This window comes from Paenibacillus sp. CECT 9249 (assembly GCF_918697855.1).
GTDB lineage: Bacteria > Bacillota > Bacilli > Paenibacillales > Paenibacillaceae > MSJ-34.
In genome coordinates, this window is record NZ_CAKKLI010000003.1 from 120931 (window position 1) to 133508 (window position 12578).

Annotated in this window: 13 protein-coding genes; 7 read left to right on the top strand and 6 right to left on the bottom strand. The window is 50.0% G+C overall.

The features are described 5' to 3' along the window. Nucleotide 1: 1 nt before the first annotated feature. Both LQ229_RS04055 and mqnE read right to left on the bottom strand, forming a co-directional pair. Nucleotides 2-1063, bottom strand: coding sequence for an FAD-dependent oxidoreductase (locus tag LQ229_RS04055; protein ID WP_216537207.1), 1062 nt, complete (start codon nucleotides 1061-1063; stop codon nucleotides 2-4). Nucleotides 1064-1102: 39 nt separating this feature from the next. Then, nucleotides 1103-2209, bottom strand: coding sequence for an aminofutalosine synthase MqnE (mqnE, locus tag LQ229_RS04060; RefSeq protein WP_216537208.1), 1107 nt, complete (start codon nucleotides 2207-2209; stop codon nucleotides 1103-1105). Nucleotides 2210-2577: 368 nt separating this feature from the next. On the opposite strand from mqnE, the gene LQ229_RS04065 reads away from it, so the two are divergent. The 3 genes from LQ229_RS04065 to LQ229_RS04075 all read left to right on the top strand — a co-directional run bounded on the left by LQ229_RS04065 (nucleotide 2578) and on the right by LQ229_RS04075 (nucleotide 4334). Beyond that, entirely contained in the window at nucleotides 2578-2931 is a 354-nt protein-coding gene (locus LQ229_RS04065) for an iron-sulfur cluster assembly accessory protein (RefSeq protein ID WP_216537209.1), read from the top strand. 334 nt (nucleotides 2932-3265) lie between these two features. Then, nucleotides 3266-3928, top strand: coding sequence for a YheC/YheD family protein (locus LQ229_RS04070; RefSeq protein WP_216537210.1), 663 nt, complete (start codon nucleotides 3266-3268; stop codon nucleotides 3926-3928). A 274-nt stretch (nucleotides 3929-4202) separates the two neighbouring features. Next, nucleotides 4203-4334 carry a sporulation histidine kinase inhibitor Sda gene (locus LQ229_RS04075; RefSeq protein WP_216537211.1) on the top strand — a complete coding sequence of 44 codons (132 nt, stop codon included), beginning with the start codon at nucleotides 4203-4205 and terminating at the stop codon, nucleotides 4332-4334. Nucleotides 4335-4350: 16 nt separating this feature from the next. On the opposite strand, the gene LQ229_RS04080 is transcribed toward LQ229_RS04075, so the two are convergent. Together LQ229_RS04080 and LQ229_RS04085 are read right to left on the bottom strand one after the other, a co-directional pair. After that, on the bottom strand, nucleotides 4351-4620 hold the full coding sequence (locus tag LQ229_RS04080) for a hypothetical protein (protein WP_216537212.1): 270 nt from the start codon (nucleotides 4618-4620) through the stop codon (nucleotides 4351-4353). 94 nt (nucleotides 4621-4714) lie between these two features. Then, nucleotides 4715-5719 carry an NAD(P)/FAD-dependent oxidoreductase gene (locus LQ229_RS04085; protein WP_290370015.1) on the bottom strand — a complete coding sequence of 335 codons (1005 nt, stop codon included), beginning with the start codon at nucleotides 5717-5719 and terminating at the stop codon, nucleotides 4715-4717. Nucleotides 5720-6134: 415 nt separating this feature from the next. On the opposite strand from LQ229_RS04085, the gene LQ229_RS04090 reads away from it, so the two are divergent. Both LQ229_RS04090 and LQ229_RS04095 read left to right on the top strand, forming a co-directional pair. Next, on the top strand, nucleotides 6135-7331 hold the full coding sequence (locus LQ229_RS04090) for an NAD(P)/FAD-dependent oxidoreductase (RefSeq protein WP_216537214.1): 1197 nt from the start codon (nucleotides 6135-6137) through the stop codon (nucleotides 7329-7331). After that, the gene (locus LQ229_RS04095; RefSeq protein WP_216537215.1) at nucleotides 7332-7586 is read left to right on the top strand and encodes a hypothetical protein; all 255 of its coding nucleotides are present in this window, start codon (nucleotides 7332-7334) and stop codon (nucleotides 7584-7586) included. Nucleotides 7587-8438: 852 nt separating this feature from the next. On the opposite strand, the gene LQ229_RS04100 is transcribed toward LQ229_RS04095, so the two are convergent. Continuing rightward, nucleotides 8439-9368 carry a polysaccharide deacetylase family protein gene (locus LQ229_RS04100; protein ID WP_230191023.1) on the bottom strand — a complete coding sequence of 310 codons (930 nt, stop codon included), beginning with the start codon at nucleotides 9366-9368 and terminating at the stop codon, nucleotides 8439-8441. Nucleotides 9369-9601: 233 nt separating this feature from the next. Next, entirely contained in the window at nucleotides 9602-10351 is a 750-nt protein-coding gene (gene hemQ / locus LQ229_RS04105) for a hydrogen peroxide-dependent heme synthase (RefSeq protein WP_230191024.1), read from the bottom strand. Nucleotides 10352-10578: 227 nt separating this feature from the next. Between hemQ and LQ229_RS04110 the strand changes: the two genes are divergently transcribed. Both LQ229_RS04110 and LQ229_RS04115 read left to right on the top strand, forming a co-directional pair. After that, nucleotides 10579-10869: a YuiB family protein gene (locus tag LQ229_RS04110; RefSeq protein ID WP_216537218.1), complete on the top strand. Its 291-nt coding sequence runs from the start codon at nucleotides 10579-10581 to the stop codon at nucleotides 10867-10869. 52 nt (nucleotides 10870-10921) lie between these two features. Then, nucleotides 10922-12577: an alpha/beta fold hydrolase gene (locus LQ229_RS04115; protein WP_230191025.1), complete on the top strand. Its 1656-nt coding sequence runs from the start codon at nucleotides 10922-10924 to the stop codon at nucleotides 12575-12577. The last annotated feature ends 1 nt before the right edge of the window (nucleotide 12578 follow it).

Sequence of the window (12578 nt, forward strand, 5' to 3'; positions counted from 1 at the left end):
CTTACCCGAAGTGATGCTTCGATTTCCACAGCACGCCCATTTTGAGCAGGCGCGGCACCCGTCCGATAAACGTTCTTTTGCCCATATAACCGAATCCGGATTTTTTGCCTAACGAACCGAGCACGCCTTTCAAGCGGATTTTGTCCAGGCGCGGCGTCTGGCCTTGCCATATCGCCTGCACGACTTGCGCGATCTGATCCCCTTGCACGCCCGCAACTTGCGCGCTGGGGGAGAAGGCGAGGCTCGCGCAGTCTCCGGCCACGTATACTTCCGGGTAGGACGGTATTTGATAATACTCGTTCAGCAAGATGCGGCCTTGCGCATCTTTCGGCACGTTCAGCTTCTGCACGACTTCCGACGGTTGAATGCCGGCCGTCCATACCGCGACGTCTCCGTATATAGGTCTCTCCTGATCGTAGATGACGCCGGGCTCGATTTTGCTTACGGATATATGAGAGCAGAGCGCGATATCGTGTTCGACAAACCAGGATGAAACGAACTGCGAAAGCTTCTCCGGAAAAGCGGACAACACCCGCGGGCCGCGATCCAAAATCCGAATGTTCAGATCGGGACGGCTTTCGCGCAGCTCGGCCGCAATTTCCACTCCGCTTAGCCCTCCGCCAATAATATTAACTTCGCCGTAAGGCTTCACATCGTTTAAGATGGCATACGTTTTTCTCGTGTTCGCCAAGGATTGAATGCTCGCCGTATATTGATCGGCTCCGGGGATGCCGTGATGTTTGTCGGTGCAACCCAAAGCAATGGCAAGCCATTCATATTCGATCGTTTCTTCCTGATCCATGGTAACGGTTCGGCTCTCCAGATCGATCCCGGTTACGGCGCCGTATTTATATTCGATACGCGGATCGGAAGGAAAGGCGACGCGAACGTCAAGATCGGATATCGTACCCGCCGCCAGCGCGTAAAATTCCGTTTTTAATCCTTGGTAAGGCATTCTGTCGACCAACGTGATGATCGTATCGGACGGAATATCGCCTTCCAGCAACCGGTTCGCGATGGCAAGCCCGCCGTATCCCCCTCCAAGTATGACGAATTTCTTCATGAATTGCTTCCTTTCTAGTTTGTCAGTGATTAGGATGCCCTATTCGTATACTTTCATTTCGTTATAGAACGTATCGCGCTCGACCGGAATGCGTCCTGCGCCTTTAATTAGCCAAATCAATTCATCCCGCGTCAAACCTTCCGGCGTCAAAGCGCCCGCGGCGTGGCTGATGCGTTCCTTCACGATCGTGCCGTGCGCGTCGGATGCGCCGAACGTGAGCGCCATTTGAGTTAATTGCGTGCCGATATTAATGAAGTAGGCTTTAATATGTTGAATATTGTCCAGCATCAGTCGGCTGATCGCGATCGTTCTCATATCCTCGTACGCGGAATTTCTGCGGCGGATGTCGGCTTTCGGGCTTCTCGGCTGCATTGACAGCGGAATGAATACCATGAAACCGTTCGTTTCATCCTGCAGTTCGCGAATATGGAGCATGTGGCGCACGCGATCCTCATGCGATTCGATCGAACCGTACAGCATCGTCGTATGCGTGCGCAATCCCAATTGATGGGCTGTCCGGTGCACTTCCAAATATTGTTCTACATTCGCTTTTTCGACACGCATTTTTTTCCGGTATTGATCCGATAATATTTCGGCCCCGCCTCCGGTCAGCGACTTCAGGCCGGCTTTCATCAATTCTTGAAGCACTTCCTTCGTGCTTAATCCGCTAATGCGGGTGAAAAATTCGATTTCCGCCGCAGTGTATGCCTTCAATGTTACATCGGGATACCGTTCGTGCAACGCTTTAAGCGAATCGACGTAATATTGAAAAGGGACATGCGGATTGTGGCCGCCGACAATATGGAATTCCCGGATGCCGGGATGATAATGCTGCTCGATATATTCGATCATTTGCTCGCCGCTGAGCGTATAAGCGCCTTCGTCGCCCTCGTCTTTGCGGAAGTTGCAGAATGCGCAATGCGCTTCGCAGACATTCGTAAAGTACAAGCTCATATTTTCGATAAAATAGACTTTCTTCCCGTTTTTCTTCAAGTTCGCTTCGTTGGCTAGCTGGCCAAGCGTAAGCAAATCGTCCGTTTGGTACAAATAAACGCCGTCCTCAAGACTTAAACGTTGTCCATGTCTTACTTTTTCAATAATTTCAGCCATTTGATTGTCGGTATTGCTTGTCACGATTGTCGACATTTCGGCTCCTCCTTTTGCGGGTGTTTTGATTACAGCCTATCACAACAAGTGATCAGGCATGTGAAAAAAAATACTTAATAAGCTGCCATTGGAAAATAAACCGCTGGTTAAAAATAATGCAATAAAACAGCGCCTGTACGGCTTGCATAAAAAAAGCGCGCCGACTCGCGCAAAAACAACCGCTAACCGCGGCTGTGCCATAGGGTTGGGTTCGTGAATCTGATTTCTATTATAAACCTCACATAGGAGAGGGGCAATACGGTTACCATAAAAAAGCGAGTATATTTCCAACTTAGCGAATGTCACTTGAGAGAGAATGAATAGTTCGGTATACTGTTAATAAGACGGTTTAGGAGGAGGTAGTTGCCGTGATTACAATCAGCGATACGGCGATTGAGAAAATACAAGAAATGCTTGCAGCGGAAGAAACGCCGAATTTATTTCTGCGGATTGCGGTGCAAGCGGGGGGATGCAGCGGTTTCTCCTACGGCATGGGTCTGGACAACGAGCAGAATTATAACGATAAAGTTCTTGATATTAAAGGGATGAAAGTCGTTGTCGACGAAGACAGCGCGAAATATTTGTACGGCGTTGAAATCGATTATAAAGAATCAGGCATGGGCGGAGGGTTTACTATTCATAATCCGAACGCCATCGCGACATGCGGCTGCGGATCGTCGTTCCGCACGCGCGAAGAAGCGGGAACGCCAAGCGAATGTTAACTCCCTCTCGTGCACGGGAAATTCCGGGAAACTGCAATATAAACTTTATAAGCAAGCAGACGAATGTCTCGTTAGGAAGAGAGCGCCGCGTTACGCGGCGTTTTTTTTTCCTCGTTTAATTCCCTTCCTTTTGCCGCTATCCCCTTCCTTCAGAGTATCACGATTCTTTCAATTAAATCGACGAAAGTCCTGCGTTCTGCCGACAACCGCCCTCTCTTCTAGGCTCTTAGTCTAGTTTTCTATTAAAATAAGGCGCTAGCCTTGGATAAACATACAAGAGGTGCACGTCCCGTTTGAGTATGAATAAGTATACCACCAGAGAGGAGAGACGCATATGCCAGGAAGACAGTTAGCCAATAAATGGCTAAAAACGGAAGCGTTGCTTTCCGATGCAATGGTAGCTGGCCATATTCCTCAGACGAAAAAATTCAATGCGGACAATTTGCGGCACATGTTATCCGTTTACGGAATGGTAGTTATAAAGCCGGTCGTAGGTGGCGGCGGTTACGGCGTGATTAAGGTCAGTAAGAAAGGCGACATGTATTCCTATACGTATCTTTCCCATAAAAGATCGTTTCAAGGTTTTGAAAGGTTGTTCCACTCATTGGCACGGGTGAAGAAAAAACGGGGCTACATCATCCAGCAAGGAATCCATTTGGCGACGATCCAAGGCCGGCCGATCGATTACCGCGTGAAATATGTCAAAACCGAAGGGAGATGGGTGTTTCGCTCGATGTTGGGACGTCTCGCCCGCAAAGGCTTGTTCGTCACCAATTTGTGCAAAGGCGGGACGATGATCCGTTTCGCGCCGGCGGTCCGCCATTCTTTCTCGAAAGCGATGGTCAAACCGAAACGAAACGAGATGCGGATCTTAACGCGAAAATGTACTGAGATTCTGGAAGCGCGTTTTCCGGGGATCGGCGAATTGGGATTCGATTATGGCATTGATCGAAGCGGGAAAGTTTGGATTATCGAAGTTAACACGCGGCCGCAATGATCGGTCGGTCGGTGGGGGCGGGTTGGTCGATAGTTTTCGGTTGTTGTCGGATGATAGATTAATAGAAGTTTTTTATTATTAACGTTCCGGTTATCGATTGTGAATAAGTCTATCCACATTATCCACCCGAATAACAAAGGGATTTCATTACTTGCTCACAAAGTATTCACAGGATTTCCACAGCGAATTGTGGATAACCGGAACGCTTGTTCTGTTAAAGTTGGGCATGTTATGATAGATTCGTAGGAAATATTAGGAAAGGGTGTGAAAATCTATGGCGTTGCTTTCCGACACCATGTTGCTCGAATCTTATTACAAAGCGGTTGAATTGCAACTGGACAAAGAATTCATACAAATTTTATTCAATGAAATTGATCGAAGAAAATTGCCGGTTATTCTTTCGTAACGATTCCCCCTTCATTTCACGTAACAATCGATCCCCATTCTTGAATTTTACAGCGATAATCCCTGTTGCAATTCGCGCAATACAGCACATGCACGCAGTAATGTTCGCGGTCGGTTTCGGCGAGCAAAATTTGGGACATTGCCGCGGCTTGATGCAACGGTTCGTACGGGCTGTACGGGCCGGCGAAATCGTCCAATTTCCCGTAATCGATCGTCTGATGCGTACAGACCGGGCAAGCAACCTCTAACGAAGTGAGACCATTACATAATGGGCACAAATGAAACAAAAGGTATCCTCTCCTTACATTCCGGCATCATGCGATGCGTCGATTGTTAAGGAGTAGGATACCCAATACAGCCGTTTTTACAACGATCGGAGATCTACAACTTCATATTGCTGCTATGGCCCGGGGAAAGCCGGGCGTTCGGATCGATATACACTTTGGCATTGTTAACCGCCGTAGGCGCCTCGCCGAATCCGACGGCAATCAGTTTGAGCTTGCCGGGATACGTCGTAATGTCGCCTGCGGCGAAAATGCCGGGAATATTCGTCGCCATGCGGGAATCGACGACGATCGAGTTGTTCTCGATTTGCAGCCCCCATTCCGCAATCGGTCCGAGAGAAGAGACGAAGCCGAAATTGACAATGACCGCGTCCGCGTCGATTTGCTGCGTTTGCTTCGTTTTCATGTCGGCGAGCGTTACCTTCTCGATCCGGTCGCCGCCGTGCAACGCCGTAATTTCGGCGAATGTGACGACATTCACTTTGGACGCCATCAGCCGTTCCACGCTATGTTCATGCGCCCGGAACTTGTCGCGGCGATGTACGAGCGTAACTTGCTTCGCGATTGGCTCCAGCATGAGGGCCCAATCGACGGCCGAATCGCCGCCGCCGCTGATCAGGACGTTCTGGCCGGAGAACTGCCCCAAATCGTTGACGAAATAGTGCAAATTTTTATTCTCAAACGAAGCGGCTTCGGGCAATTCGAGACGGCGCGGCTCGAAAGCCCCGACTCCTGCCGTAATAATAACCGCCTTCGCTTGATGGACCCCTTTATTGGTCGTAATCTCAAACAAACGCTCGTCCTTTTTTGCAACGTTCAGAACTCTTTCGTCCAAACAGATTTGCGGATCGAAGAGCGCCATTTGCTGTTTCAAATTGTCGACAAGCTCCTGTGCCGTAATTTTCGGAAAGCCGGCTACATCGTAAATGTATTTTTCCGGGTAGAGAGCGGATAATTGACCGCCTAACTGCGGCATATTTTCAATCATTTTGACGGACGCTTGTCGCATGCCGCCGTAAAATGCGGCAAACATTCCGGCGGGTCCGCCGCCGATAATGACGATGTCTACGATATCGTGAGATGTATGTTGTTGCTGATCCACAAAAGCACCTCCGAAGTTCTTATAAAATAGGTTTCTTTCCGCTTGTTCAAAAAGGGAGCTTTTTGAACAACCTCTCTTATTATAAGCTTAGTGGGAAGGGAAAGAAAACCTCATTTGGCGTGCCAATTGTTAATAAATATCAAACTTCAAATGCCGATATGATAAATTGATCATTGATTTTGAAAAAAGACTTGATATTATTTTGAAAAATGATATGATTTCATTTGAATTATAAAAATTAGGTGTCGTAATTTGCGATATTTTGTAACGGTTTATTCATAAATTGTTCACAAAATGTTGATCCTATTTCCAAGATGGAAAACAAAACTTTTGGTTATTATTGTGTAATTTTTCACAAACTTTTATAAAAAAATTAGAGAAAATCACAAATTTTACGAAATGGAAGGGATTGTTGATGAGTAACATACCGAAAATCGTCATCCTCGGAGCCGGATACGGAGGGATACTGACTGCACAGCGGTTGCAAAAAGAACTGAATTATAACGAGGCCGACGTTACGTTGGTCAATAAGCATGATTATCATTATTTTACGACGCATCTTCATATGCCCGCGGCCGGTACGGATAAAATGGAAAACGCCCGCGTTTCGATATCCAAGCTGATTGACGAATTCAAAATCGATTTCGTCAAAGCGACGGTTCAACAAATTCGTCTCCAGGACAAAAAAGTGCTGCTTGAAGACGGCAGCGCGTTGTCTTTCGATTATTTAATCATCGCAATGGGCGGAGAGCCTGAAACGTTCGGAATTCCGGGAATGGCCGAGCATGCGATGAACATTCGGAGCATCAACTCTGTTCGCTTTATCCGTCAACATATCGAGTTTCAATTCGCCCGCTATAAGCGCGATCAATCGCGTACGGAATGCCTGACCTTCGTCGTTGGCGGCGCCGGTTTTACGGGCATCGAGTTCGTCGCGGAGCTCGCGGACCGCATTCCGAAGCTTTGCAAAGAATATGACGTCGACCCTGAGTTGGTGAAAATATATAATATCGAAGCGGCTCCGAGCGCCTTGCCGGGATTCGATCCGGAATTGGTGGAGTACGCCATGGATGTGCTGAAAAAGAAAGGCGTTACGTTCAAAATCGGCACCGCGATTAAAGAATGCACGCCGGATGGCGTCATTGTCGGAGAAAATGAATTTATTAAAGCCGGTACGGTCGTTTGGACGGGCGGAATCCGCGGCAACCATATGATCGAAGAAGCCGGTTTCGAGACGATGCGCGGACGGGTGAAGGTCGATGAATATTTGCGCGCGCCGGGCCATGATAACATCTATATTATTGGAGACAACTCGCTCATGTTCAATCCGGAAGGGCGTCCGTATCCGCCGACAGCGCAAATCGCGATGCAGCAAGGCGTCACATGCGCGCATAACATCGTCGCTTCGATCCGGAATCAGCAGCCGAAAAAATTCGTTTTCAGCAATAAAGGAACGGTTGCTTCCTTAGGGAAAGGCGAAGCGATCGGCGTCGTCGGCAACCGCAAATTTAAAGGATTTATCGCCGCCCAACTGAAAAAAGCGGTGGATATTCGATATTTGTTCATTATCGGAGGCATTCCGTTAGTGCTCAAAAAAGGGAAGTTCTTCTAAATGCGCCACTGCAGCGTACAAGTTAGAGGTCTATTAACCCGTGAGGAACTGGACCGCTACAATGCGTTGATGGAGGTCGGCTCGTTCCTGGAATCGCAAAATCGGTACGATCTCGCCTACACCGTGCAGAGGGAAGTCGATCTGTTGATCATGCCGGCGATTGAAAGGCTGAAAGAAAAAGGACGCGCCCGCGACCGAGCTACGGCAGAGTTCATGCAGTCGATGAGGCAGGAACGGGCAGAAGACGATCAATAAAAGAGTGCAAAAGGGTTGAAGAATCGTATCTTCAACCCTTTTATATATAGCGGCTGGCGGATGCGTCCGATTAGACGGGGCGCATGCGTCAAGTGTCGCTAGACATTATTAAATGGAAAAATAGGCGCTAAATGAATGTAATTCGGCTCCTTGCCACTAGCGTTGCATCGAGAAGTTGATAGCTTCGAAAACCCGCAATGGAGTCTGCTTCATCATTCGCCACCGTTGATGGTACTGGCTTTCTCGCGCATTTAGAAGGGGATATCTCCTACATTTCGAAGGCGATCGCGCGGACCTACGCTCCTTGTTTGGCGCTAACGAAACTGGAAATTCTTATTCGACTCAAAATGAAGACGTCCCCATTCTAGCGAAAGTACGCATCGTTATTCATTGGAAATCGGCGATTGCACCGCCTTTTTTCCCCTCATTAGCGTGTTTGAGTTTCGTTAGACATTGCAACATGATGATTTACAGGCGATTAGCGTGTTTAAGTTTCGTTAGCCCGCTCGGGCGGATCGTCAGCCGCCGGCGGTATGATGAAGTGGACTCTGATCGCAGGCTTTACCTTTTTACCCCACGGGAATCGCTTGCCAGCACGCTATACAGCTTCGGCTTCCTCGGGCTTGAAGAGCAGCAATACGCTCGATGCACCGCTAATGGCTCCTTGCCCTCATTACATGGAGAAACTGGCGTTAGTTCGCCGTTATCGCCGTTATTGATCGTACGGATGTAACTTAGATGTAGAAATGTCCGCTAGTATGTATCATTCGGTCGACTATGGGAAATTACCTCCGGTTTTTACCTGCTAATCGGCGCAATATATCGCATGCGCCTGCCAAGTGTCCCGAATGTTTACTCCGCCGTCGAAACTTGCCCGCCGGCTCCCCGTTGAAAGTCGCGCAGTTCCCGCCATGTGATCATGCGGATGCCTTCCGCGGCGATCAGCGCCCGGATATCCTCGTCAAGAAACAATCTCGCTTCGATGTCCCGTTTCGGGGCATGCGGCATAATGGAGCGGAGCTCCTCCGTATCGAATCCCGGATGTATAATTATTTCCGAAATGCCGGGCTTCAAGCCGCGCAGTATTTGGACCATTTTGGCTTTCTCGGTGTCGTACGTTTCCGTACCATCGTATTGGAAGGTCAGGCCGAGCAAATCGTCGATGATCATAATCCCTTTCCGCTCGGCGTCTTGAATGCGCTGTTTGGCCACATCAAGCAGCGGCGGCGGCAGATCGGGATGCTCGGCGTATGCGCGCGGAAGCCGGAGCGGAAGGCCGAAACGGAGACATGCGTCGAACACGCTGTCCAAGAAATCGCGCCCTGTCGCCAGACCGTACAAACTTCCCATGTGAATGTCCAAATGGGTCGGATCGACTCCCCAAGCGATTGCGCGCTCGATTTGGCTCGATATTTCTGCCGCTACATCTTCAGCGGATGCGTTTTTTTCGAACGTTTCGCAATCCGGATACATCCACCCTTCTTCCGTACGGAGCGATTCTACGCCGCTGCTGCGGGTTGCCGGTTCCCACTTGTACAGCGGCCATTCGCTTGTAAACGTCAGATGGACGCCGACATCCAATTCGGGATGATCGCGGCTGAAGGAGGCCGCTTCCTTCGCCCAAGGACAGGGAACCATCAAAGTAGCGGACGAGATCGCCCGCTCGAGCAGAAGCCGCTTCGCCGCTTTGTTAAATGCGTGACACATGCCGAAATCGTCGGCGTTTATGAGCAATAACCGCTCATTCTCGCCATAACCCATTTTCACCTGCTGTTTCGTCATACCGTATCGGTCTCCTTTCAAGAGAAACTTGCGCTTGGCGAACAAGCCGCCATGATGACACCGTTTACATGAAAGATGTTCTTTATTTATTTATACGGGGTGCAGCGGCGCTTCTATGCCTGTACGTTCTGTTGCTGCGGTTGTCCGCGTTATAGTAAGCATATGCCGATTTGGCGGCGGCGTCAATCCGCAAACAAAACCGCCGAATCAAGATTCGGCGGCTTGCCTTGGATCTATTTCACATGCAGCATTTGATCGAACTTCTCTTCCTTTAACAAATTCCCGACGTAGAAGGATCCGAACTCGCCAAAACGCGCGCTTACTTCGTCGAACCGCATTTCATAGACGAGTTTCTTGAATTGAAGGGCGTCGTCGGAGAACAGCGTCACGCCCCATTCCCAATCGTCGAGACCGACCGATCCGGTAATGATCTGCTTCACTTTCCCGGCGTAGGAGCGGCCGATCAATCCGTGGCTGCGCATCATTTCGCGGCGCTCGTCCATCGACAGCATGTACCAGTTGTCGGACAGATCGCGTTTTTTGTTCATCGGATAGAAGCAAATATGTTTGCTCTTCGGCAAAATCGGCTTCAGACGTTTGACGACCTCCGGATTTTCCATCGGATCGGAACCGGGCTTGGCCATATAATTGCTTAATTCGACGACGCTGACGTAAGAATAGACGGGGATCGTGTATTGCGCGAACGAAGTTTTGTTGAACTCGTTCTCGAGCTCGTTCAATTCTTCCAACGTTTCCCGCAAATGCATAAAGACGAAATCGGCCTTTTGCCCCACAATCGAATAGATGGCGGTGCTGCCGCGGTTATCCGCTTCGACGCCCGCCCAGTCCCGCATGAACGCTTTCAGCTCCGCAAGCGCCTGGCGCCGCTCCTCCGCACTGCTTTTTTTCCAGGCATGCCAATCGACCGCGCGAAAATCGTGCAACGCATACCAGCCTTCCAAAGTTAGCAACGCTTCGCTCATTCCATTCACTCCTCCATATGCTTGTTTGCATTTGTCTATGAACGATTTCATTATAGACGCTGCCTTCATTGTAGCCAATTCGCGAAACAAGGGCAAATATGGCAGAAGTGTGACGAAAAGTCACGGAATGTTCGTTGCTTCGCCAATTTTTTTTTAGTACACTACATCTTAGGAAATCATTGTATATGCATGATATGGTCTGACAGCAGAAGGAGAGTGTCGTCAAAATGGGTTTTATTCCCGTATTCGTCTTGTTTGTACTATTTTTCGTCATGATGTTCGGTATCGGTTTCATTTTAAATATGTTGATGAAAACGACTTGGTTCCCGTCTTATTTGTTTGTTATCGTCATTTTGCCGATCGTGTTTTTCTCGTTTTGGAAAGAAGGCTCGCTGCTTGACAATTTAGCCGCCTATTCCGTCGTCGACTATTTGACGGCCGTTGGCGGACTTGTGGGCGCTTGGGCCAGCGGCGCCGCCATTCGCAAGCTGCGCCGAGCCGGATTCAAAATGTTCTGACAGCAGCAAATAAGAATGTTATCTTCGCGACAAACAAGAAGGGAGAATTCAGATGAACAAAAAACTGGTTATCGCTTTATTCGCCGCAATATCCATGTTCTCGGCCGCGCCCGCATCGTATGCGGTGGAAATGCATGACGCCTCCGCGCATGCGGCGATGCTGCCGCTTCGTCAAGCTGCCGAATCGATCGGGGCCAAGGTGAAGTGGGACAATCAGCAGAAGCGGGTTACCGTTGAGTACGACAGGCATCAATGGGCCGTTCGTCCGGGCGAAGCGCAGTCGGAAATCGACGGGGATCCGTTCGAATTGAGCGCTGCCGCAAGCTACGACGATAAGGCGGTGCTGCTCGTTCCGGTCGACGATTTCAATAGAGCGCTCGACGTGAAGATCGATTGGAGCGCCAAGGGCGAACCGATCATCCGCCCGACGGATGTGAAGACGAAAGCGAGCCGTTTCGTGAAATTGCTTGAATCGGGGCAAACGGCGCAAGCGCGCAGCATGATGAGCGACGATCTGAAAAAAGCGCTGCCGGAAAGCATGCTGAAAGCGACGTGGCAGCAGCTTGGAGCGATGTTCGGCACATTGACCGCGCTGAAGGAACGCTCGGAGGAAATCACGGCCGTTCACCAGAACGTACGGCTGTTGTACCAGAACGGCCAAGGCATGCATGTTAGCCTGGAACTGCGGTTCGACGCGGACAACAAGCTGAACGATATGTATATCCCGTATTCCATGGCGGCAGATACATATAAATCGCCATCGTATTACAATCCGGCCAAATTTACGGAGCAGGAAGTCGTTGTCGGCACAGGCAAATTGGCGTTGCCGGGAACGCTGACGATCCCGGTCGGCGAGGGGCCGTTCCCGGCCGTCGTGCTCGTGCAAGGATCGGGGCCTAATGACCGGGACGAATCGATGGGCGGCAGCAAAATGTTCCGCGACTTGGCGGGCGGCTTGGCGAATCACGGAATCGCCGTGCTGCGTTACGAGAAACGCACGCGCGAGCATCCGTTCAAATCGCAGCATCCGAAATTTTCGGTGCGGGACGAAACGATCGACGATGCAATTGCGGCGATTCAAGTGTTGAAAACGAAAAAGCAAATCGATCCGAAGCGGCTTTTTGTGTTGGGACATAGCCAAGGCGGCATGCTGGTGCCGAGAATGATCGAGCAGGACCAAGACAAGGCCATTGCGGGCGCGATGATTATGGCCGGCCCGGCCGGTTCGATCGAAGATGTGATGGCGGTGCAATTTAAAGGCATGGTCGACCGGGCGAAACAAGCCGGGGCGCCCCAAGAGACGATTGCTCAACTGGAAGCGCAAGCGAAGCAATGGGACGGAGTGCTGGCGCTATTGAATAATCCGGCTTATTCCGCGGCAAATCTTCCACCGTCGTTCCCGATGCCGAACGCATACTGGTGGTTCGATTTCCGCAATTACAAAGGCGGCGAAATCGCCAAATCTCAAAGCGTACCGTTATTCATCGCCCAAGGCGACAATGACGTGCAGGTCGACAAAACCCACTTGGACGGCTGGAAATCGGCTCTGGCGGAACGAAAGAACGTGACGTATAAGCTTTATCAGAAATTGAACCATTTCTTCACGCCGTACGACAAACCGTCGACCGGCGAAGAATATGGCATTCCCGCCAATGTGCCCGAGACAGTCATCGAGGACTTGGCGAAATGGGTGAAAGAAACAAAATAGG

Coding starts and splice junctions, on each gene's coding strand:
- LQ229_RS04055 (WP_216537207.1), bottom strand. CDS start 1,063: ATGAAGAAATTCGTCATACTTGGAGGGGGATACGGCGGGCTTGCCATC.
- mqnE (WP_216537208.1), bottom strand. CDS start 2,209: ATGTCGACAATCGTGACAAGCAATACCGACAATCAAATGGCTGAAATT.
- LQ229_RS04070 (WP_216537210.1), top strand. CDS start 3,266: ATGCCAGGAAGACAGTTAGCCAATAAATGGCTAAAAACGGAAGCGTTG.
- LQ229_RS04075 (WP_216537211.1), top strand. CDS start 4,203: ATGGCGTTGCTTTCCGACACCATGTTGCTCGAATCTTATTACAAAGCG.
- LQ229_RS04090 (WP_216537214.1), top strand. CDS start 6,135: ATGAGTAACATACCGAAAATCGTCATCCTCGGAGCCGGATACGGAGGG.
- LQ229_RS04095 (WP_216537215.1), top strand. CDS start 7,332: ATGCGCCACTGCAGCGTACAAGTTAGAGGTCTATTAACCCGTGAGGAA.
- LQ229_RS04100 (WP_230191023.1), bottom strand. CDS start 9,368: ATGACGAAACAGCAGGTGAAAATGGGTTATGGCGAGAATGAGCGGTTA.
- hemQ (WP_230191024.1), bottom strand. CDS start 10,351: ATGAGCGAAGCGTTGCTAACTTTGGAAGGCTGGTATGCGTTGCACGAT.
- LQ229_RS04110 (WP_216537218.1), top strand. CDS start 10,579: ATGGGTTTTATTCCCGTATTCGTCTTGTTTGTACTATTTTTCGTCATG.
- LQ229_RS04115 (WP_230191025.1), top strand. CDS start 10,922: ATGAACAAAAAACTGGTTATCGCTTTATTCGCCGCAATATCCATGTTC.